This is a genomic window from Sphingomonas sp. A2-49, assembly GCF_025548555.1.
Taxonomy (GTDB): domain Bacteria; phylum Pseudomonadota; class Alphaproteobacteria; order Sphingomonadales; family Sphingomonadaceae; genus Sphingomonas.
In genome coordinates, this window is the sequence record NZ_JAJLPA010000032.1 from 1 (window position 1) to 19,830 (window position 19,830).

Sequence of the window (19,830 nt, forward strand, 5' to 3'; positions counted from 1 at the left end):
AAGCCGCACCGCGTGATCGTCAAGCGCGTCGGCAAGGACGGCCAGGTCAACACCTATACCTCGACCGACAGTGGACGTTTCGCCGACCGCGACATCCAGGTCCTCGTCGACCGGTCGCTGAAGGCCGCGCCCGAGGTCAGCGAACAGCGCTGTGCCGACGGCCGCGACGGCGGTGCGCGCGACATGGTCGTCAACCGCCAGCAGGGCGACCGCCGTATCATGGTCATCTGCACGAACCGGATCGAGGCGATGGCGCAGAATGCCAGCTATGCCGCGGCCCACGCCGGCGAGATCCGCCGCAACGCGATGCAGACCGCGCTGTCGAGCGTTCAGGCGTCGCGCGCCGACATCGCCGCCAACCGCGACATGCCGGCCAAGGACCGGGCGGAGGCGCTCGCGGAGATGGACGAGGCGCTGGCCGAACTGCGCGCCGAAATGGCCTCGCCGGACAAGGATTGAGCGTATCCATGGCGCCCTTCCCGGTTGCGACCGGAAGGGCGCCGCGACCGCAGGCAGGGGGTTGCGCCCTTGCGCCGCGCCGCGGATGACGCCACATCGCTGTCGATGGCCGAGCACCCGACCGGTATCCCGATCCAGCTCGAGCCGCTCGTGACCCGCGTGCTCGCGCCCAACCCGTCGCCCTACACCGCCGGCGGCACGCAGACGCATGTCGTCGGCACGCACGATCTGGCGATCATCGATCCCGGCCCCGACGATCCCGCCCATATCGCCGCGCTGCTCGACGTCGTCGCCGGACGGCCGGTGAGCGCCATCGTCATCACCCACCATCACCGCGACCACAGCCCCGCCAGCCGACCGCTCGCCGCCGCGACCGGCGCGCCGGTCGTCGGCGCGGCGCCGGTGTTCGTGTCGGGCGACAGCCCGCGGCTGGATGCTGCGTTCGACGCGGACTATGCGCCCGATCGCGTGCTCGCGGACGGCGAGACGGTGGCAGGGCAGGGGTGGACGCTCGCTGCGGTGGCGACGCCCGGCCACACGTCCAACCATCTCGCCTTTGCGCTGCCGGAGACGCGGGTGCTGTTCTCGGGCGACCATGTCATGGGCTGGGCGACCAGCGTGATCTCGCCCCCCGACGGCGACATGGGGGCCTATATGGCCAGCCTCGACAAGCTGCTCGCCCGCGACGACCGCGTCTATTATCCCGGCCATGGCGAGGCGGTGGACAATCCGCGGCGGCTGGTGCGCGGCATGCTCGGCCATCGCAAGCAGCGCGAGGGGCAGATCCTGCGCCTGCTGCGCGAATCGCCGCTGCCGCTGGGATCGATGACGGCGCGGATGTACGTCGGGCTCGACCCGCGGCTGATCCCGGCGGCGGAACGGTCGGTGCTCGCGCATCTCTACGACCTGCGCGGGCGCGGGCTGGTGAACGAGGAGGATGCGGCGTGGCGGACGGCAGCATGAACGACCCGGTGCCGCCGGCCCCGGCCACCGCCGTGCCACCGCGATCGTCGACCGGATCGTTCCTCGGCAAGGCGGCGGGCATCATCGTCCTGCTCGGGCTGGCGGTTCTCGTCGGCCTGTGGGGCGTGCAGCGCTACGTCGAGCGGCGGCTGTCGCCCGATCCCACCACCGTCGCCAGCGCCAGCCTGCAGGGGCTGCGCGAACAGAACCGCCTGTCCGCCTTTGCCGCGCGCTTCGTCGCGGTCAGCACCTCGCGCCAGTCGCAGCTCGGCCTGTCGACCGAAAAGACGCTCATCATGCCCGGACTGGTGCGGTACGAGGTCGACCTCGGCAAGCTCACCCAGTCGGACGTCGCCTGGGATCCCGATACGCGGACGCTCGTGGTTCGGCTGCCGCCGATCGAGCTCGACGGTCCGCAGGTCGATCTGACCGCGATCCGGGAATATGGCAGCGGCGGCATCCTGTCGCGGCTGACCGACGCCGATACGCGGCTCGATTCGGCGAACCGCCGTGCCGGCCAGGCCGAACTGGTGCGGCAGGCGCGCGACGCGACGCCGATGAAGCTCGCGCGCGACGCCACCCGCCGCGCGGTCGAGAGCAGCTTCGCGATGCCGCTGCGTGCCGCGGGCATCGATGCGAGCGTGAAGGTCAGCTTCGCCGACGATCCGACCGCGTCGACCGAGCGCTGGGATGCAAGCCGGTCGCTCGCCGAAGTGCTCGGCAACGCGCGTTGAGGGCGGCGGCAAGATAGCCTAACGGGGTAGCCATGAAATTGACCGACAGCTTCGCCGGGCTCGACCTGCGCGCCGAGATCGACCGCCTCCGCAAGGAGCGCAACGCGGTGATCCTGGCGCATTACTACCAGAAGCCCGAGCTTCAGGATCTTGCCGATTTCGTCGGCGACAGCCTCGACCTCAGCCGCAAGGCGCAGGCGACCGACGCCGACGTCATCGCCTTCTGCGGCGTGCGCTTCATGGCGGAGACGGCGAAGATCCTGAGCCCCGACAAGATCGTGGTGCTGCCCGACATGGACGCCGGATGCAGCCTGGAGGACAGCTGCCCGCCCGACCAGTTCGCCGCGTTCCGCGCCGCGCATCCCGATCACATCGCGCTGACCTACATCAACTGCTCGACCGAGGTGAAGGCGCTGAGCGACGTCATCGTCACCTCGTCCTCGGCGGAGACGATCCTCGCGCAATTGCCGCGCGACCAGAAGATCATCTTCGGGCCCGATCGCAACCTCGGCGGCTATCTCACGCGCAAGACCGGGCGCGACATGCTGCTGTGGCCGGGCGTGTGCATCGTGCACGAGGCGTTCAGCGAGACCGAATTGCTCAAGCTGAAGGCACAGCATCCCGGCGCACCGGTGGCGGCGCATCCGGAATGCCCCGCGGTGATCCTCGACCATGCCGATTACGTCGGATCGACGCGCGGCATCCTGGAATTCGCCAACGCCATGCCCGGCGACACGCTGATCGTCGCCACCGAACCGCACATCATCCACCAGATGGAAAAGGCGATGCCCGTCAAGCGCTTCATCGGCGCGCCGGGCGCGGACGGCAATTGCAACTGCAACATCTGCCCGTACATGGCGCTCAACACGATGGAAAAGCTCTACGTCGCGCTGCGCGACCTGACGCCACGGATCGAGATCGAGGAAGGGCTGCGCCTGAAGGCGAAGAAGAGCCTCGATGCGATGCTGGTGATGGCGTCGGGAACGGTGGGCCGCGGCGACCTGGGGCCGGTCGCCGCAGTGCCGGTCACTGGAGACTGAGCGGCGCGATCACGCCTGAATCGGCGCCGACGCGCAGCAGGTTGCGCGCCTCGTCGACGTGGATCGCGACCATCGTCATGTCGAGCCGGTCGGCAAGGTCCAGCGCCGCACCGAGCAGGCGGTCGAGTTCGGCGAATGCCGCGCGATCATGCATGTGTCATACTCCCACCCGGAACGCCGTCGAACCGGTGATACCGTATTTTGTTCCCCGTGCCGATCGGACTTTTTCGCATGACCCCGTTTCACCTCGCCGGCTTCGATCTCGACGGCTTCGTCGCCGCCACGCTCGCCGAGGATCTGGGTGAGGGCGGCGACATCACGTCCGCCGCGGTCATCCCGTCGGGCGCGCGCTTCGTCGGGGTGATGGACACGCGCGAACCGATCGTCGTCGCCGGCCTCGCCATCGCCGAGGCGTTCTTCCGCGCGCTCGACCCGGAGGTCGCGATCACCGCCTGCGTCGAGGACGGCGCCGCGGTCCCGGCGGGCAGCGACCTGCTGCGTATCGAGGGCCGCGCGCGCGCGATGCTGACCGCGGAACGGTCGGCGCTCAACACCGTCCAGCACCTGTCGGGCATCGCGACGCTGACCCGCAGCTATGTCGACGCGATCGCGGGGACGGGGGCGACGCTGCTCGACACGCGCAAGACGATTCCCGGGCTGCGGCGGCTCGAGAAATATGCGACGCGCACCGGCGGTGCGCACAACCATCGCATGGGGCTGTGGGACGCGGCGATGATAAAGGACAATCACGTCGCGGTCGCCGGCGGCGTCGCGGCGGCGGTGCGACGCGCGGTCGATGCCGGCATCGCGCGGATCATCGTCGAGGTCGATCGCATCGACCAGGTCGAGCCGGCGCTGGCGGCCGGGGCGACGCACCTGTTGCTCGACAACATGGCGCCGGCGACGCTGCGCGAAGCCGTGGCGCTGGTCGCCGGGCGCGTGCCGACCGAGGCGTCGGGCGGAGTGCGCCTCGACACGATCCGCGCCATCGCCGACACCGGCGTCACCTATGTCTCGGTCGGGCGGCTCACCCAGTCCGCCCCGGCGGCCGACATCGGCCTCGATTTTTCCGTGGCTTGATCGCGGCGGCTTGCGCGGTCTCGCGGCGCGGCTAGGCTGGCGGCGATTCAGTCAGGGAATGCCGCCATGGTCAAGCCGCCGTCGATCGCCCGTTTCGAACAATTCTACTGGGCCTCGGTGATCATCGGGCTGGTGAACACCGCGCTCAACTGGACGACGTCGCACGCCGCGCTGGCCGCCAACCCGATGCTCGCCAACGCCACCTGGGTGCTGCCGGCGATGCAGGTCGTCGGCCTCGCCATCGCAGTGCTGCTATGGGTCTTCATCGTGCGCCGGCCGAGCGTCGTCGCCAAATGGGTGCAGGTCGTCTTCGCCGCCTTCGGTGCGTTCGGCCTGCTGTCCGCGGTGTTCCTGCTCGCGCTCGGGCGGGTCCCGATCGGTTCGCAGCTCGTGCTCGGCGTGGCCGCCAACCTGCTCTACATCGCCGCCGCGGTGATGCTGTTCAGGCCGGATGCGAAGGCGTGGTTCGGCGAGGGGCTGGACGAGGACGACGACCTGATGGACGCGCCGCGCGCATGATCCGCCATGCCCTTTCCGCCGCCGCGCTGCTCGTCGCGCCGGGCGTCGCACAGGCGCAGGCGCTCCGATGCAGCGCGCCGGCGACGGTCGACCGCCCGCGTCCCGACCTGCCCGATGCCCGCCAGCCGCAGCGGCGGCTGCCGATCGGCAGCTATACGCTCGCGATCACCTGGGCACCGCAATATTGCCACGAGCACGCACGCGACGCCGCCGCCCGGTTCCAGTGCGGCAGCGGCAACCGCTTCGGCTTCACGCTGCACGGGCTGTGGCCGGACGGCGTGGGCAAGGACTGGCCGCAATATTGCCGGGCGACGCCGCTGCTGTCGCGCGAGGTGATCCGCCGCAACATCTGCGCGACGCCGTCGGCGCAGCTGTTGCAGCATGAATGGGCGAAGCACGGCACCTGCATGGCGGGTTCGTCGCCCGCCGATTATTTCGCCCGCTCGACCGGGCTTTACGCGAAGCTGCGCTATCCGGACATGGCTGCGCTGTCGCGCGGGCCATTGACCGCGGGCGCGCTGTCGCAGCGGATCGCCGCGGTCAATCCCGGCATGACCGCGGACATGATGCGGATCACCGCCAACCGGCGCGGCTGGCTGGACGAGGTATGGATCTGTCTCGACACGGCCTTCCGCTACCGGCGGTGCCCCGCGCACCAGGGCGGGTTGTCGCCGAACGCGCGCGTCCGCATCTGGCGCGGGACGCGCTGACCGCGACGCCTCAGCCGAGGATCGTCGCGGTCGCCGGATGATGCCGGTCCAGGTGCCTGCGGATGATCCGCAGGTTGCGCGTGTTCGAGCGGAAGAAGAAATCGGGCACCGCACCGACGAACGGGATCATGCCCAGCGCCCAGTCGACGCCGACGTTGCCGAACATCCGCGCCATCTGGAGCTTCGACATACCGAGGTTGCGCGCTTCCCACACCAGCCACGAGCCGACGAGCGCCGCGATCGTCGTGCCGACGACGGGCACCAGATCGAGCAGTACGTCCAGGCCGACCTTGCGGCTGGTGCCGGGGATCGTGAACAATCCCTCCATCACCCGCTCCATCGCCTCGAGCCGAAGGCGGACGGATGCGGCATCGCGACCGATCGGCAGCGACGACAGGATGGGGTGGATGTCCATGGTACGGGGGCGCGTGGTCATACAGCTTAATTGGTGTCGTCGCGCAGCCGGTTCAACGGGTGCCACGCGCGCGCGTTCGGCCGCCACTGGCGCAGCCGCATCGCGACCAGCGACCAGCGCAGCGGTCGCGCGATCGGAATGAACGCGGCGTCGCTCGCCAGCGCCGCATCGGCCACGGCGATCAGCCGCGACCGCTCGCCGAGCGTCGGCGCGTCGCGCGCCGCGATCAGCGCCGCCTGCGCCTCGTCGCCGCAAGGTGTGCAGGCGTTGGCGAGGTACCAGCGCGCGCTGTCATAGGGCGCGACCGCATCGACCAGTCGAAGCTCCGCCGCATCGTCCGCGTCGACCCGTACCGGGGTCACGCCGATGGCGAGCAGCGATGCCGCAACCTGCGCGTAGAGCAGCGTCGCGCCCGGCCCGGCGGGCATCGCGATCCGCAACCGCACCGCCTCGCCCCATGCCGCCACGCGCGCACGCGCCTGCGCCCGGCGCTCGTCCGGCGTCAGCAGCGACCAACCCGGTAGCGCCGGCGGCGCGGCGGAATCGAGCATGTCGGGCAGGATCCGGTCGGCGGTCTCCCACCCTTGCATAACCGCACCGGTGGCCGCGGACCGGTCGATCGCGCCGCCGATCGCCGCGCGGTTGAGCGGATCGGCCAGGAACCCGTTCCGACGGGCGATGGCCAGACCGAACAGGCCGGCGGCCGGATCGAGGCGGATGTTGGCGGGGGCCACCGTCGCCAGTCCCACCAGCGGCCAGTCGACGAAGCTGCCGCCGACGACATAGTCCGAATCCTTCGCCGCGAACCGGACGATCGCGCGCGCGGCGCGCTCGCCGATCAGCCGGACGTCCTGTTCCGGGCGCGTCCTGCGGCGGTCCTCGGGGTCGGCGCGTCCCGGATCGAAGGCGGGACGCAGCAGCAGGCTGCGCCCGGCGCGCACCACCCGCATCGGTCCCGCGCCGCCACCGCGACGCCACAGCGCCAGATCCGGTTGCGCGAACAGCTTCAGCAGGTCGGGGCGCGGCCGGCGCAGCCGCACCTCGATCACCTGCGGCGTCATCTCGACGATCTCGTCGACCGCGGTCAGGAAGGGGGCGAGCGGGTTGCGCGACCCCGCCGCGATCTGTCGCCGCAGCAACGCCACGACCTGCCCCGCCTCGACCGGGCTGCCGTCGCTCCACTGTGCCTCGCGGAGACGAAAGATATAGCTCGTGCCCTGATCGATCACGATCCAGCGTTCGGCAAGGCCCGGTTCGATCTGGCCGGTGGCGTCGAAGCGGACCAGCCCCTCGGCGGTCGCGTCGAGCAGCAGTCGCGCCGGCGTATCGGGGCGACCGCGCGCCGGGTCGACGGGGCGCGGCGGCTCGCCGATCGCGCTGGCGACGACCGGGCCGGTATCGGGCCGCTGGCCGCATCCCGCGATCAGCAGCGCTGCCGCAAGGCCTATCGCGAGCCGGCGCGGCCGGGCGCCCGCACCGCCTGCGCCCCCGTCCCAGACCTGTGCCGCTCGCCCGCCCGTCATCCCGTCCGCGGGTACCCTGTTCCGGCGCGTGCGCCAACCGGTGCCGGTGCGTTAACCAGGAGATTTCACCGGATGCACAGCTCTTGCGCCTAGTCGGTGGAGCGTGGGCCAGCGCGCCATCCAAGGGGGACTTATGCGGACTTTGACGATCGTGGCGCTGGGATGTGCAGTGCCGGCCACCGCCGTGGCGCAGAATGTCGCGCCGACCCCGGTCGTTGCTCCCTTCGCGGCGGAGGCGGTACTGCCGCCGCATACCGAGGTCGTGCTGCGCCTCGACGAAGAGGTCGCCTCGAACCGCGCCCGCGTCGGACAGGCGGTGCCGGTGTCGGTGGCGCGCGACGTCGTGGTCGACGGCATGGTGCTGATCCCGCGCGGCACGGCCGGCGTCGGCGCGGTGACCGGTCGCACCGGCAAGGGCGCGTTCGGCAAGTCGGGCAAGATCGACATCGAACTGCGCTCGATCGAGGTCGCGGGCCGCAACGTCCCGATCGTCGGCCGCTATCACGCGTCGGGCAAGGGCCGGGCCGGCGAGACGATCGGCACGATCCTGGTCGGCGGCGTCATCGCCGGCGCCTTCGTGACGGGACGCCACGCGGTGTTCGAGGAGGGGCGCGAATTCACCGCCTTCACCGCCGATGCGGCGCGCATCGCCGCACCGCTGCGCCGGTCCGTCGCGCCTGCCGCGCTCGCGATCGCCGCGGCATCGGCCCCACGACCGATCGCGGCGCCCGTCGCCTATGCCGGCGTCGCCTCCGCGCCCGTCTATCGTGCCTCGGGCTATACGGCACCGCTGCCACAGCCGGTGCGCTATGCGTCGATCGATCCGGTGTCCGCGCCGACCGACTCGCGCTACGACACGCTCGTCCGCTTCGAACGGGGCCTCGCCGCCGTGCAGCCGGTCCGCGCCGGCGACAGCCGTCAGGGGTGGAAGATCAGCGACTGATCGCTGGTGCGGACGGCGGGACTCGAACCCGCACTCCATAGGGAAGCCGATTTTAAGTCGGCAGCGTCTACCGATTCCGCCACGTCCGCACTGGGGGTACGACAAGCCCAGCAGGCGCCGATCGTCAAGCCCGCGAAACGTGGCCGTGCGGTCAGACGTTGAGGCGCGCGCGCATTTCCTTGCCCGGCTTGAAATAGGGGACGCGCTTGGCGTCGACGTCGACCGTCTCTCCGGTACGCGGGTTGCGGCCGACGCGGGCGTCGCGTTCGCGCGTCGAAAAGGCGCCGAAGCCGCGCAATTCGACGCGGCCGTTGGCCGCGAGCCGGCGCGAAATCTCGTCGAAGAAGGTCGAGACGATGCCTTCGACGTCATGCGCCGCGAGCGTCGGATTCGCGTCGCACAGCTTCTGGATCAGTTCAGACCGGATCATCGCAACCCTCGCTTGGAGCCATGCCGGCTTGATAGGGATCAACGCCCCCGTCGTATAGGACCAAATTGAACCGATCGAAAAAAAGGGCCGGAACGCGTGAACGTTCCGGCCCCACATTGGTCCTGAAGACCCGTCGGCTTACTTCTTCTCGGCGTCCGAGCGGGCCTTGAGCGCCTCGCCCAGGATGTTGCCCAGCGTCGCGCCCGAGTCGGACGACCCGTACTGCGCCACGGCCTGCTTCTCTTCGGAGATCTGCATCGCTTTGATCGAGAAGGTCGGCTTCTTCGACCGGTCGAAGCCCGTCACCATCGCGTCGAACTTCTGGCCGACCTGGAACCGCTCCGGACGCTGCTCGTCGCGGTCGCGACCCAGATCCGTGCGCTTGATGAAGCCGGTCGCGCCATCGTCGCCCTGCTGCACTTCGAGGCCCGCGTCGCGGACTTCGAGCACGGTCACGGTGACGATCGCGTTCTTGTTCAGCTTGTCGCCGGCCGCCGCGATGCCGCCGGCCGAAGGCCCGCCGCGCTCGAGTTGCTTCATGCCGAGGCTGATGCGCTCCTTCTCGGCATCGATGTCGAGCACGACGGCCTGAACCGTCTCGCCCTTGCGATGCAGGTTGAGCGCGTCCTCACCCGACACGCCCCAGGCGATGTCCGACATGTGGACCATGCCGTCGACGTCGTTGTCCAGGCCGATGAACAGGCCGAACTCGGTCGCGTTCTTGACTTCGCCCTCGACGGTCGAACCGATCGGATGGGCGGCGGCGAACGCTTCCCACGGATTGTTCTGCGCCTGCTTGAGGCCGAGGCTGATGCGACGCTTGTCCTCGTCGACCTCGAGCACCACCACGTCGACTTCCTGCGACGTGCTGACGATCTTGCCCGGATGGACGTTCTTCTTGGTCCAGGACATTTCCGACACGTGGACGAGGCCCTCGATGCCCGCTTCCAGTTCGACGAACGCACCATATTCGGTGATGTTCGTGACGCGGCCCGACAGCTTGGCGCCGATCGGATACTTGGCGCTCGCGCCGTCCCACGGATCCGACTCGAGCTGCTTCATGCCCAGGCTGATGCGCTGCGTGTCCTTGTTGATGCGGATGATCTGCACCTTCACGGTGTCGCCGATCGCGATCATCTCGGACGGATGGTTGACGCGCTTGTAGCTGAGGTCGGTGACGTGCAGCAGGCCGTCGATGCCGCCCAGGTCGACGAACGCGCCGTAGTCGGTGATGTTCTTGACGACGCCGTCGATGATCTGGCCCTCGGCCAGGCTCTGGATCAGGCCCGAACGCTGCTCGGCGCGGGTCTCTTCCAGCACGGCGCGGCGGCTGACGACGATGTTGCCGCGCTTGCGGTCCATCTTCAGGATCTGGAACGGCTGGGGGATGTCCATCAGCGGCGTGACGTCGCGCACCGGACGGATGTCGACCTGGCTGCCCGGCAGGAACGCCACGGCGCCCGACAGGTCAACGGTGAAGCCGCCCTTGACGCGGCCGAAGATCACGCCCTCGACGCGCGCGGTCTTGCTGAATTCCAGCTCCAGCTTGTCCCATGCGGCCTCGCGGCGCGCGCGGTCGCGGCTGAGCATCGCTTCGCCATGCATGTTCTCGACACGGTCGACATAGACCTCGACCTCGTCGCCGACGTTCAGCTCGGCCTTCTGGCCGGGCGCGGCGAACTCGCGCAGCGGCACGCGGCCTTCGGACTTCAGGCCGACGTCGATGACGGCCATGTCGTTTTCGATCGCGGTGACGGTGCCGTGCACCACGCGGCCCTCGAAGCTGTCGGCACCGCCGAACATGTCATCGAGCATTGCGGCGAAATCGTCGCGGGTAGGAGTGGGCTGGGTAGCCATAAGGTTAGAGTGTCCTCGGTTTATCTGTTTCCGGCCAAGCGGTTGGTTCCGCTGGTCTTGGCTGAAAACGCCGCGGCGACCCCATGCCGGTCGCGGCATCCCTCGGACCTTGGCGTGCGGAGGAAAGCGCCCAGCGCATCATGCGATATCGGCGCATCATGCGAAAACGGCGCGAGCGGTCATGCCGGTCGCGCCTTCCTCCGCAGGCATCGGCCTGCGGGACGAGAGCGCCCTAGGGGAAAAGCGGTCTTTTGGCAAGGTCGCCGCGGCATCCGCCCGCCGTGCCGATTTTCGCGTCCGTCGCCCTTGACGATGGTGGCGGTGCGGCACATATCCGCGGCGTTGGCACTCGCATGATGTGAGTGCCAGAAATCTGTCACACTGACTGAAGAGGGACTTCGCAATGAACTTTCGTCCGTTGCACGACCGCGTCCTCGTTCGCCGCGTAGAGGCGGAGGAGAAGACGGCCGGCGGGATCATCATCCCCGATACCGCCAAGGAAAAGCCGCAGGAGGGTGAAGTCGTCGCCGCCGGCACCGGCGCGCGCGCCGAGAACGGCACGATCACCCCGCTCGACGTCAAGGCCGGCGACAAGATCCTGTTCGGCAAGTGGTCGGGCACCGAGGTCAAGGTCGACGGCGAGGACCTGCTCATCATGAAGGAAAGCGACATCCTCGGGATCGTCGGCTGACTTCGTGTCGCACCCCGTCCGGGTGCGACGTTTGTGACTTTCCAGATCAACTGAAAGGGTAGCCACCATGGCAGCCAAGGACGTAAAATTCGGCCGCGACGCGCGTGAGCGCATTCTCCGCGGCGTCGACATCCTCGCCGATGCGGTGAAGGTGACGTTGGGCCCCAAGGGCCGCAACGTCGTGATCGACAAGAGCTTCGGCGCTCCCCGCATCACCAAGGACGGCGTCACCGTCGCCAAGGAGATCGAGCTGAAGGACAAGTTCGAGAACATGGGCGCGCAGATGGTGCGCGAAGTGGCCTCGAAGACCAACGACATCGCCGGCGACGGCACGACCACCGCGACCGTCCTCGCCCAGGCGATCGTCCGCGAGGGCATGAAGTCGGTCGCGGCGGGCATGAACCCGATGGACCTGAAGCGCGGCATCGACATCGCCGTCCTGAAGGTCGTCGAGGACATCAAGGCGCGCTCGAAGCCTGTGTCGGGTTCGGCGGAAGTCGCACAGGTCGGCATCATCTCGGCCAACGGCGACCGTGAAGTCGGCGAGAAGATCGCGGAAGCGATGGAAAAGGTCGGCAAGGAAGGCGTCATCACCGTCGAAGAGGCGAAGGGTCTCGATTTCGAGCTCGACGTCGTCGAGGGCATGCAGTTCGACCGCGGCTACCTGTCGCCCTACTTCATCACCAACCCGGAAAAGATGACGGTCGAGCTGAACGATCCGTACATCCTGATCCACGAGAAGAAGCTCAGCAACCTGCAGGCGATGCTCCCGATCCTGGAAGCCGTCGTCCAGTCGGGTCGCCCGCTGCTCATCATCGCCGAGGACATCGAGGGCGAGGCGCTCGCCACGCTCGTCGTCAACAAGCTGCGCGGCGGCCTGAAGGTCGCGGCGGTCAAGGCACCGGGCTTCGGCGATCGCCGCAAGGCGATGCTGGAAGACATCGCGATCCTGACCAAGGGCGAGATGATCTCGGAAGACCTCGGCATCAAGCTCGAGAACGTGACCGTCGGCATGCTCGGCACCGCCAAGCGCGTCACGATCGACAAGGACAACACCACCATCATCGATGGTGCGGGCGATGCCGAATCGATCAAGGGCCGCACCGAGGCGATCCGTGCGCAGATCGAGAACACCACCAGTGACTACGATCGCGAGAAGCTCCAGGAGCGCCTCGCCAAGCTCGCCGGCGGCGTTGCGGTCATCAAGGTCGGTGGTTCGACCGAGGTCGAGGTGAAGGAGCGCAAGGATCGCGTCGACGACGCGCTGCACGCGACCCGCGCAGCCGTCGAAGAGGGCATCGTCCCCGGTGGCGGCACCGCGCTGCTCTATGCGACCAAGGCGCTCGAGGGCGTTTCGGGCATCAACGACGACCAGACGCGCGGCGTGGACATCGTCCGCAAGTCGCTGACGGCGCTGGTTCGCCAGATCGCGCAGAACGCCGGCCATGACGGTGCGGTCGTGTCGGGCAAGCTGCTCGACCAGAACGACACCTCGTTCGGCTTCAACGCGTCGACCGACACGTACGAGAACTTGGTGACCGCCGGCGTGATCGACCCGACCAAGGTCGTCCGCACCGCGCTGCAGAACGCCGCTTCGGTGGCCGGCCTGCTCATCACCACGGAAGCGACCGTGTCCGAGCTGCCCGAGGACAAGGCTCCGGCCATGCCCGGCGGTGGCGGCATGGGCGGCATGGGCGGCATGGACTTCTGATCCGCCATCGGGGCAGGCCATGCCTGCCCCGAAAACGGGATCGGAACGGCCAGCCGGCGGGCGACGCCCGACCGGTCTGACGTCCGGACAGCGGCCTCGTCGCTGTCCTTCCGGCCAAACGGCGAAGGGCCGGCGGATCGCTCCGCCGGCCCTTTGTCTTGTCCGCCGTCCGGGCTATATCGCACGCATGGCCAGCATCCTCGCCTATACCGATCCCCGGCTCCTCACCGCCGAGGAATTCTATCAGATCGACTTCGGTCCCGATCTGAAGGCGGAACTCGACAACGGCTATATCCGCATGATGGCGGGCGGCTCGCGCGACCATGCGAGGGTGCAGGCCAATATTATCATAGCGTTGGGTGCGCGCCTCCGCGGCACCGGGTGCCGGCCATACGGATCGGACATGTCGGTGAAGCCGCACGACCTGTCGGTGCGCTACCCCGATGTCACCGTCGATTGCGGCACGCCGGCGGACACCGGCAAGGACATCCGCCCGAACGCCCCGCGCGTCATCTTCGAAGTGCTTTCGCCATCGACCCGCCAGCTCGATCTTCAGGTGAAGAAGGCGGAATATCGGACGATCGACAGCGTCGACACGATCGTGTTCGTCGATCCGGAGGCGGAGACGGCGATGACCAGCCGTCGCCAGGGCGACGACTGGATCGATACGCCGCTGACGCCGACCGACGTGGTTCTGGAATCGCTCGGCGTGACGATCCCGCACGCCGAACTCTTCGCCCGCGACTGAGCGATCAGGCTGCCGCGTCCGCCTTCATCGCCTCGATCAGTTTCTTGACCTCCTGGCTGCGTCCGCGCGGCAGGATCAGCACGTCGTTGCCGCTCGCCACGACGATCAGGTCGCTGATCCCGACCGCGGCGATCCGGATCCCGTCCGACCGCAACAGGCAGTCGCGTACGTCGATCGCCAGCACGTCGCCACGCCTCGCATTGCCGTCGTCGTCCCGGTCGCTGATCGCGTGGAGCGCGTCCCAGCTGCCGACGTCGTTCCAGCCCATGTCGACCGGCACCACCGCGACGCGCTCGGCCCGCTCCATCACCGCATAGTCGATCGAATCGTCGGGCGACGCGGCGAAGGCGGCGGCGTCGGGATGGACATGCGTGCCGTCGTGGCGCGCCGATCGCATCGCATCCTGCGTCGCCGTGAGGATCGCCGGCGCATGCGCGGCGAGGGCGCCCAGGAATATGTCGGCGCGGAACAGAAAGATGCCGCCGTTCCAGGCGTGATCGCCCGATGCCAGCATCTCCTCGGCGCGGTCGCGGGCGGGTTTTTCGACGAAGCGGGCGACGCGGTGTACGCCGGCGGCGAGCGGCTCGCCGATCCTGATCCAGCCGTAGCCCGTCTCGGGCGCGTCGGGCGCGATGCCGAAGGTCACCAGCCAGCCGTCGGCGACGAGCGGCATCGCCGCCTCGATCGCGGCATGGAAGGCGTCGATGTCGGCGATGACGTGATCCGACGGCATCACCAGCAGTGCATCCTCGCCCTTCGCGGCGAGTGCGGCGAGCGCGATCGCCGGTGCGGTGTTGCGCGCGACGGGTTCCAGGATCACCGCCTGCGGGGTCGCGCCGACGGCGGCGAGCTGCGCGTCGATGTGGTCCGCATGGCGTGCGTTGGCGACGACGATCGGCGCCGCGAACGCCTCGCCGTGCGCGCGCTTCGCGGTCAGCTGGAGCATCGTCTGCTCGGCGGTCAGCGCGAGCAGCTGCTTGGGCATTTCGGGCCGGGACATCGGCCACAGCCGCGTGCCGGATCCCCCGGAGAGGATCACAGGAACGATCGTCATAACGCTTGCTGCACTCCTTGGACGTGGCCCGTCGAACGACGGGGTACGCGGGCGTAACGATCGGAACCCGGCGGTGTTCAAGCTTTATTTGCATTTTTCTGCGACTGGGCAAGCAGCCTGTCGGAAAAGCTTACGGGCCGGCATCAAGGAGCCGGGCATGGTCCGCCTGTTCAAGCACTATGTGCCCTATGCCGTATTGCTGCTCGGCGTCGTCGATGCCGTGCTGCTGCTGGTGTCGGCGGAACTCGGCTGGGTGATCCGCGCGCACCAGATCGGCATGATGGTCGACCCGATGGTCACCCGCCTGCCACAGCTCGTCGCCTTCGTCGCGGCGTTGCAGGTCGCGCTGATCGCGGTCGGGGCCTATGGCGTCGCGTCGTTCCTGTCGCTGCGCTTCGCCGCGGCGCGGCTGGCGGTCGCGATCCTGCTCGGCGTGGCGTTCCTGTCGATCGTGTTCTTCCTGGTCCCGCCGCTCGCGCTGTGGCGGTCCAACCTCGCCTATGCGACGCTGATCGCCGCGACGCTGCTCGTCGTCGTGCGCGCGCTGCTCGGCCGGACGCTCGGCGGCGACATGTTCAAGCGACGCATCGTCGTGCTCGGCGCGGGTCATCGCGCCGCGCGTATCGCGACCCTCGCCGCACAGCCCGGCGCCAACGTCGTCGTCGCCGGCTTCGTCGCGATGGGCGAGGCGAACCCGACGGTTTCCGGCGCCGTCCCGCGCGACGAAATCCCCAACCTCGCGGGCTTCGTCGTCGATCACAATGCGAGCGAGGTGGTGCTCGCGCTCGAGGAACGGCGCAACGCGCTGCCGCTCAAGGACCTGCTGCGCGTCAAGACGACGGGCGTGACGGTCAGCGACATCTCGACCTTCCTCGAACGCGAGACCGGGCGCATCGACCTGCATTCGGTCAGCCCGTCCTGGCTGATCTTTTCCGACGGCTTCGCTTCGGGGCGCATGCTGTCGAGCGTGTTCAAGCGCGCGTTCGACGTCACCGCCAGCGCGCTGCTGCTGCTGCTGACGCTGCCCGTCATCCTGATCGCCGCGGTGGCGATCAAGCTGGAGTCGGCGGGACCCGCTTTCTATCGCCAACGCCGCGTCGGCCTCTACAACCAGTGTTTCGAGATCCCGAAGCTGCGCTCGATGCGCCAGGATGCCGAGGTCGCGGGCCAGGCGGTCTGGGCGGAGAAGGACGATCCCCGCATCACGCGGATCGGCCGCTTCATCCGCAAGGTCCGCATCGACGAACTGCCGCAGACCTGGTCGGTGCTGAAGGGCGAGATGAGCTTCGTCGGACCGCGCCCCGAACGGCCGCAATTCGTCGGCCAGCTCGAACAGCAGCTGCCTTATTATGCCGAACGGCACATGGTGAAGCCCGGCATCACCGGCTGGGCGCAGATCAACTACCCCTATGGCGCTTCGATCGAGGACGCGCGCCACAAGCTGGAATACGACCTGTACTACGCCAAGAACTATTCGCCGTTCCTCGATCTGCTGATCCTGTTGCAGACGTTGCGCGTGGTGTTGTGGCCGGCGGGCGCGCGCTGAGCCGATGGCCGCGCTGATCCTGTGGGGCCATGCGCTCGCCGCGCTGGCGTTCGGCGCGCTGGCGCTGGCCGCATGGCAGCGGCCGATCGCGGGGACCGTGCGCGGTCCGCTCGCGGCAGCGCTCGTCGCCACCGCGCTGTGGGCGCTGGCGGTCGCCGGAATCGGGATCGCAGACATCGTGCCCCGGCTGGCCGAATCGGTCCGCAACCTCGCCTGGCTCGGGCTGATGCTGATCGTCGTCCGCCGCGGCCCTACCGGCGGCCTGTCGCTCTACGCCGTCTATGCCACCGCGGCGACGATGACGGTCTTCGCCACCGCGCTGGCGCTGGTCGAGACGCTGCCGCTCGGCGCCGCGGCGATCCAGGCGGTGGCGCCGTTCCGCCTCGTCGCGCGGATGCTGGCGGCGGTCGCCGGCCTCGTCCTCGTCCACCAGCTCGCCGTCGCCGGGCCCGATCGGAATCGCGGCCGGATCGCGCTGCTCGCAGCGGCGATCGCGACGATGTGGGGCACGGACCTCGTCGCGGCGCTTGCCGGTTGGAGCCTTGGCACGCGGCCGCTCGCGATACTGGCGACGCGCGGGTTCCTGATGACGGGCGCCGCGCTGCTGCTGCTGCTCGCGACCCGGCGCGGCGATCGCGCGCTGACCGTGTCGCATGGTGTCGCGCTGCGGCTGACGTCGGTCGCGGCGGTCATCGCCTATGCCGGGCTGACCATCGCGATGACGCAGGTCGCCGAACGCTATGCCGGCGACACCGTCCGCATCGTCCAGACTGCGATCGTGCTCGGCGCGACGACGGCGCTCGTGACGCTGCTGTCGACGCCATGGCTGCGCGCCTGGACGAAGGTGAAGGTGGCCAAGCATTTCTTCCGCCATCGCTACGACTATCGCGCCGAATGGCAGCGCTTCACCGCGACGCTGGGTTCGCCGGGGGAGGGGGCGGACCCGCTCGACCGGCGCATCATCCGCGCGATCGCCGACCTGACCGGGTCGCCCGCGGGCCTGCTGCTGGTTCCCGAGGGTGTGGGGCTGGGCGCCGGCGCCGCGTGGCACTGGCCCGAAGCGGGCGGCAGCGACGCCGCGCTGCCCGCGCATCTCGCGGCCAGCGCGCGCATCGTGGAACTCGATCAGGTCCGTCGCGGCGAGGCCCCCGCGGGGGAAGCGGCAGCGATCCCCCGCTGGATGCGAGACGCGCCGGACGCCTGGGCGCTGGTGCCGCTGATCCACGGCACCAGCCTGATCGGCGCGATCCTGCTCGGCCGGCCACCGGTCGACCGGCCGCTCGACTGGGAGGACCTCGACCTGCTGCGCGTCGCCGGGCGACAGGCGGCAAGCTATCTCGCCGAGGACCGCGCCCATGCCGCGCTGGCGGACGCGGCACGGTTCGACGAATTCAACCGCCGGTTCGCGTTCATCATCCACGACATCAAGAACCTCGTCAGCGGCGTCAGCCTCGTCGCGCGCAATGCCGAGCGGCATGCCGACAATCCCGCTTTCCGCGCCGACATGATCGCCACGCTCAAGGATTCCGCCGCCCGCATGAACGCGCTGCTCGCCCGCCTGTCGCAGCATCACCGCGCCACCCCCGAACCGTTGCAGCCGGTCGACGTCGCCGCGCTGGCCCTGCGCCTCGCCGCGACGCGCCGCGCGCAGCACCCCATCGCGGTGACGGGGGAGGGGATCGCGCGTGCCCAGCCGGGGCGGCTCGAACAATTGCTCGGCCACCTGCTCCAGAATGCGATCGAGGCGAGCCCGGACGGCGCGCCGATCGCGATCCACGTCGCCGCCGGCGACGGCCACGTCCACCTCGACGTGATCGATCACGGGTGCGGCATGAGCGCGGCGTTCGTCCGCGAACAGCTGTTCCGCCCGTTCGCCTCGTCCAAGCCCGACGGTTTCGGCATCGGCGCGTACGAATCGCGCGCGCTTGCCGAGGATATGGGCGGCACGCTCGCGGTCGCGAGCCGCGAGGGCGAGGGCACGCGCTTCCGGCTGACGCTGCGTGCGGCGCAGGCGCTGGAGCAGGCGGCGTGAGCGGCGTCGACGCGATCCGCCCGGTGCTGCTGATCGTCGAGGACGACCAGGCGCTCCAGCGCCAGCTGCGCTGGGCCTATGAGGGGTATGAGATCGTCTGTGCCGCATCGCGCGGCGAGGCGATCGAGGCGCTGCGCAGCCACGAGCCCGCGGTGGTGACGCTCGATCTGGGCCTGCCGCCCGATCCGGACGGCACCACGGAGGGCTTCGCCGCGCTTGCCGAAATCCTTTCGCTGAAGCCCGACACGAAGGTGATCGTCGCCTCCGGCCACGGCGCGCGCGACAGCGCGGTGAATGCGATCGCGCTGGGGGCATGGGATTTCTACGCCAAGCCGATCGACATCGACGCGCTGGGGCTGATCGTCGCGCGTGCGTTCCATGTCCACGCGCTGGAGGCGGAGAACCGTCGGCTCGTCGCCCGGACCGCCGCGTCCGAGGGCTTCGGCGGCCTGCTCTACGCCTCGGACGAAATGGCGGCGGTGGTGCGGACGATCGAGCGCGTCGCGCCGGCGGACGTGTCGGTCATGCTGCTCGGCGCCAGCGGCACGGGCAAGGAACTGCTCGCGCGCGGCGTCCATGATGCCTCGTCGCGCCGTCGCGGCGAATTCGTCGCGATCAACTGCGCCGCGATTCCCGAAACGCTGCTGGAGAGCGAGCTGTTCGGGCACGAGAAGGGCGCCTTCACCGGCGCGGTGAAGACCACGCCGGGCAAGATCGAACAGGCCGCGGGCGGCACGCTGTTCCTCGACGAGATCGGCGACGTGCCGCTGCCGTTGCAGGTCAAGCTGCTGCGCTTTTTGCAGGAACGCGTGATCGAGCGCGTCGGCGGGCGCAAGGCCATCCCGGTCGACACCCGCATCGTCTGCGCGACGCACCGGAACCTCGACGCGATGGTCGCCGACGGGCGGTTCCGCGAGGACCTCTATTACCGGCTGGCCGAGATCGTCGTCCGCATCCCGGGGCTGGCCGAGCGGCCGGGCGATGCGGGGCTGCTCGCGCGCGCCTTCGTCCGGCGGCACGCGGCGGCGATGAAGCTCGCGGTGACCGGCCTCGCCCCCGATGCGCTCGCCGCGATCGATGCATGGGGGTGGCCGGGCAACGTCCGCGAGCTGGAAAACCGCATCAAGCGCGCGGTCATCATGGCCGACGGCAAGCTGGTCACCGCCGCCGACCTCGACCTCGGCGCCGATCCGGGTGCCACGCCGCCGCTCAACCTGCGCGCGGCGCGCGAGGCCGCCGATCGCAAGGCGATCCGCCAGGCGCTGGCGCGGGCGGAGGGCAACATCGCGGCGGCATCGCGCCTGCTCGGCATCAGCCGGCCGACGCTGTACGACCTGCTCAAAACCCACGACCTGCATGGCTGACCGCGCGCACC

The 19,830-nt window shown here is 69.4% G+C and carries 19 protein-coding genes, 1 tRNA gene and 1 pseudogene; 14 read left to right on the forward strand and 7 right to left on the reverse strand.

Features of this window, described 5'->3' with window-relative positions:
• From LPN01_RS17595 to nadA, 4 genes and pseudogenes are all read left to right on the forward strand, one after another.
• Nucleotides 1–459: pseudogene (locus LPN01_RS17595) on the forward strand (hypothetical protein); the annotation flags it as partial.
• Nucleotides 460–564: 105 nt separating this feature from the next.
• Nucleotides 565–1,422, forward strand: a complete 858-nt coding sequence (locus tag LPN01_RS17600; protein ID WP_262829752.1) for an MBL fold metallo-hydrolase — start codon at nt 565–567, stop codon at nt 1,420–1,422.
• Complete coding sequence (locus tag LPN01_RS17605; protein ID WP_262829753.1) at nt 1,419–2,156, forward strand: DUF4230 domain-containing protein; 738 nt, start codon at nt 1,419–1,421, stop codon at nt 2,154–2,156. The genes LPN01_RS17600 and LPN01_RS17605 overlap by 4 nt, the downstream gene beginning before the upstream one ends.
• Nucleotides 2,157–2,188: 32 nt before the next feature.
• Nucleotides 2,189–3,196: a quinolinate synthase NadA gene (gene nadA, locus LPN01_RS17610; RefSeq protein WP_262829728.1), complete on the forward strand. Its 1,008-nt coding sequence runs from the start codon at nt 2,189–2,191 to the stop codon at nt 3,194–3,196.
• Here nadA and LPN01_RS17615 read toward each other — a convergent pair.
• Entirely contained in the window at nt 3,183–3,350 is a 168-nt protein-coding gene (locus LPN01_RS17615) for a hypothetical protein (protein WP_262829729.1), read from the reverse strand. The genes nadA and LPN01_RS17615 overlap by 14 nt on opposite strands.
• 77 nt (nt 3,351–3,427) lie before the next feature.
• On the opposite strand from LPN01_RS17615, the gene nadC reads away from it, so the two are divergent.
• From nadC to LPN01_RS17630, 3 genes are all read left to right on the forward strand, one after another.
• Nucleotides 3,428–4,276 (forward strand): carboxylating nicotinate-nucleotide diphosphorylase, encoded by an 849-nt coding sequence (nadC, locus tag LPN01_RS17620; protein ID WP_262829730.1) that lies wholly within the window; start codon nt 3,428–3,430, stop codon nt 4,274–4,276.
• A gap of 66 nt (nt 4,277–4,342) precedes the next feature.
• Complete coding sequence (locus LPN01_RS17625) at nt 4,343–4,795, forward strand: hypothetical protein (protein ID WP_262829731.1); 453 nt, start codon at nt 4,343–4,345, stop codon at nt 4,793–4,795.
• A complete protein-coding gene (locus tag LPN01_RS17630; protein ID WP_262829732.1) occupies nt 4,792–5,505 on the forward strand; it encodes a ribonuclease T2 family protein in 714 nt (237 codons plus the stop codon). The genes LPN01_RS17625 and LPN01_RS17630 overlap by 4 nt, the downstream gene beginning before the upstream one ends.
• Before the next feature lie 10 nt (nt 5,506–5,515).
• On the opposite strand, the gene LPN01_RS17635 is transcribed toward LPN01_RS17630, so the two are convergent.
• Nucleotides 5,516–5,941, reverse strand: coding sequence for a DUF4112 domain-containing protein (locus LPN01_RS17635; RefSeq protein ID WP_410482850.1), 426 nt, complete (start codon nt 5,939–5,941; stop codon nt 5,516–5,518).
• A gap of 5 nt (nt 5,942–5,946) precedes the next feature.
• Nucleotides 5,947–7,443, reverse strand: a complete 1,497-nt coding sequence (locus LPN01_RS17640) for an ABC transporter substrate-binding protein (RefSeq protein ID WP_262829733.1) — start codon at nt 7,441–7,443, stop codon at nt 5,947–5,949.
• A gap of 133 nt (nt 7,444–7,576) precedes the next feature.
• Between LPN01_RS17640 and LPN01_RS17645 the strand changes: the two genes are divergently transcribed.
• Nucleotides 7,577–8,386, forward strand: coding sequence for a hypothetical protein (locus LPN01_RS17645; RefSeq protein WP_262829734.1), 810 nt, complete (start codon nt 7,577–7,579; stop codon nt 8,384–8,386).
• Between the two features lie 4 nt (nt 8,387–8,390).
• Here LPN01_RS17645 and LPN01_RS17650 read toward each other — a convergent pair.
• The 3 genes from LPN01_RS17650 to rpsA all read right to left on the reverse strand — a co-directional run bounded on the left by LPN01_RS17650 (nt 8,391) and on the right by rpsA (nt 10,673).
• Nucleotides 8,391–8,475: transfer RNA gene (locus LPN01_RS17650), tRNA-Leu, on the reverse strand.
• 62 nt (nt 8,476–8,537) lie between these two features.
• Nucleotides 8,538–8,816 carry an integration host factor subunit beta gene (locus LPN01_RS17655; protein ID WP_262829735.1) on the reverse strand — a complete coding sequence of 93 codons (279 nt, stop codon included), beginning with the start codon at nt 8,814–8,816 and terminating at the stop codon, nt 8,538–8,540.
• Nucleotides 8,817–8,954: 138 nt separating this feature from the next.
• Nucleotides 8,955–10,673, reverse strand: a complete 1,719-nt coding sequence (gene rpsA / locus LPN01_RS17660; protein WP_262829736.1) for a 30S ribosomal protein S1 — start codon at nt 10,671–10,673, stop codon at nt 8,955–8,957.
• A gap of 403 nt (nt 10,674–11,076) precedes the next feature.
• Here rpsA and groES point away from each other — a divergent pair, with 403 nt between their 5' ends.
• From groES to LPN01_RS17675, 3 genes are all read left to right on the forward strand, one after another.
• Nucleotides 11,077–11,364 (forward strand): co-chaperone GroES, encoded by a 288-nt coding sequence (gene groES / locus LPN01_RS17665; protein ID WP_037532998.1) that lies wholly within the window; start codon nt 11,077–11,079, stop codon nt 11,362–11,364.
• Between the two features lie 67 nt (nt 11,365–11,431).
• Nucleotides 11,432–13,075, forward strand: a complete 1,644-nt coding sequence (groL, locus tag LPN01_RS17670; RefSeq protein WP_262829737.1) for a chaperonin GroEL — start codon at nt 11,432–11,434, stop codon at nt 13,073–13,075.
• Between the two features lie 187 nt (nt 13,076–13,262).
• Nucleotides 13,263–13,823 carry a Uma2 family endonuclease gene (locus LPN01_RS17675; protein WP_262829738.1) on the forward strand — a complete coding sequence of 187 codons (561 nt, stop codon included), beginning with the start codon at nt 13,263–13,265 and terminating at the stop codon, nt 13,821–13,823.
• A 4-nt stretch (nt 13,824–13,827) separates the two neighbouring features.
• Here LPN01_RS17675 and LPN01_RS17680 read toward each other — a convergent pair whose 3' ends face one another.
• On the reverse strand, nt 13,828–14,877 hold the full coding sequence (locus LPN01_RS17680; RefSeq protein WP_262829739.1) for a mannose-1-phosphate guanylyltransferase/mannose-6-phosphate isomerase: 1,050 nt from the start codon (nt 14,875–14,877) through the stop codon (nt 13,828–13,830).
• A gap of 157 nt (nt 14,878–15,034) precedes the next feature.
• Here LPN01_RS17680 and LPN01_RS17685 point away from each other — a divergent pair, with 157 nt between their 5' ends.
• Genes LPN01_RS17685 through prsR form a run of 3 tightly spaced genes read left to right on the forward strand, consistent with a single transcriptional unit; the run spans nt 15,035 to nt 19,819 of the window.
• Nucleotides 15,035–16,423, forward strand: coding sequence for a TIGR03013 family XrtA/PEP-CTERM system glycosyltransferase (locus LPN01_RS17685; protein WP_262829740.1), 1,389 nt, complete (start codon nt 15,035–15,037; stop codon nt 16,421–16,423).
• A gap of 4 nt (nt 16,424–16,427) precedes the next feature.
• Nucleotides 16,428–18,455 (forward strand): XrtA/PEP-CTERM system histidine kinase PrsK, encoded by a 2,028-nt coding sequence (prsK, locus tag LPN01_RS17690; RefSeq protein WP_262829741.1) that lies wholly within the window; start codon nt 16,428–16,430, stop codon nt 18,453–18,455.
• Nucleotides 18,452–19,819, forward strand: a complete 1,368-nt coding sequence (gene prsR, locus LPN01_RS17695; RefSeq protein WP_262829742.1) for a PEP-CTERM-box response regulator transcription factor — start codon at nt 18,452–18,454, stop codon at nt 19,817–19,819. Before prsK ends, prsR begins: the two co-directional genes overlap by 4 nt.
• The last annotated feature ends 11 nt before the right edge of the window (nt 19,820–19,830 follow it).

Excerpts from the sequence above, each read along its gene's own strand:
- LPN01_RS17600 (WP_262829752.1), top strand. The coding sequence starts at position 565 with ATGGCCGAGCACCCGACCGGTATCCCGATCCAGCTCGAGCCGCTCGTG.
- LPN01_RS17605 (WP_262829753.1), top strand. The coding sequence starts at position 1,419 with ATGAACGACCCGGTGCCGCCGGCCCCGGCCACCGCCGTGCCACCGCGA.
- nadA (WP_262829728.1), top strand. The coding sequence starts at position 2,189 with ATGAAATTGACCGACAGCTTCGCCGGGCTCGACCTGCGCGCCGAGATC.
- LPN01_RS17615 (WP_262829729.1), bottom strand. The coding sequence starts at position 3,350 with ATGCATGATCGCGCGGCATTCGCCGAACTCGACCGCCTGCTCGGTGCG.
- nadC (WP_262829730.1), top strand. The coding sequence starts at position 3,428 with ATGACCCCGTTTCACCTCGCCGGCTTCGATCTCGACGGCTTCGTCGCC.
- LPN01_RS17625 (WP_262829731.1), top strand. The coding sequence starts at position 4,343 with ATGGTCAAGCCGCCGTCGATCGCCCGTTTCGAACAATTCTACTGGGCC.
- LPN01_RS17630 (WP_262829732.1), top strand. The coding sequence starts at position 4,792 with ATGATCCGCCATGCCCTTTCCGCCGCCGCGCTGCTCGTCGCGCCGGGC.
- LPN01_RS17635 (WP_410482850.1), bottom strand. The coding sequence starts at position 5,941 with ATGACCACGCGCCCCCGTACCATGGACATCCACCCCATCCTGTCGTCG.
- LPN01_RS17640 (WP_262829733.1), bottom strand. The coding sequence starts at position 7,443 with ATGACGGGCGGGCGAGCGGCACAGGTCTGGGACGGGGGCGCAGGCGGT.
- LPN01_RS17645 (WP_262829734.1), top strand. The coding sequence starts at position 7,577 with ATGCGGACTTTGACGATCGTGGCGCTGGGATGTGCAGTGCCGGCCACC.
- LPN01_RS17655 (WP_262829735.1), bottom strand. The coding sequence starts at position 8,816 with ATGATCCGGTCTGAACTGATCCAGAAGCTGTGCGACGCGAATCCGACG.
- rpsA (WP_262829736.1), bottom strand. The coding sequence starts at position 10,673 with ATGGCTACCCAGCCCACTCCTACCCGCGACGATTTCGCCGCAATGCTC.
- groES (WP_037532998.1), top strand. The coding sequence starts at position 11,077 with ATGAACTTTCGTCCGTTGCACGACCGCGTCCTCGTTCGCCGCGTAGAG.
- groL (WP_262829737.1), top strand. The coding sequence starts at position 11,432 with ATGGCAGCCAAGGACGTAAAATTCGGCCGCGACGCGCGTGAGCGCATT.
- LPN01_RS17675 (WP_262829738.1), top strand. The coding sequence starts at position 13,263 with ATGGCCAGCATCCTCGCCTATACCGATCCCCGGCTCCTCACCGCCGAG.
- LPN01_RS17680 (WP_262829739.1), bottom strand. The coding sequence starts at position 14,877 with ATGACGATCGTTCCTGTGATCCTCTCCGGGGGATCCGGCACGCGGCTG.
- LPN01_RS17685 (WP_262829740.1), top strand. The coding sequence starts at position 15,035 with ATGGTCCGCCTGTTCAAGCACTATGTGCCCTATGCCGTATTGCTGCTC.
- prsK (WP_262829741.1), top strand. The coding sequence starts at position 16,428 with ATGGCCGCGCTGATCCTGTGGGGCCATGCGCTCGCCGCGCTGGCGTTC.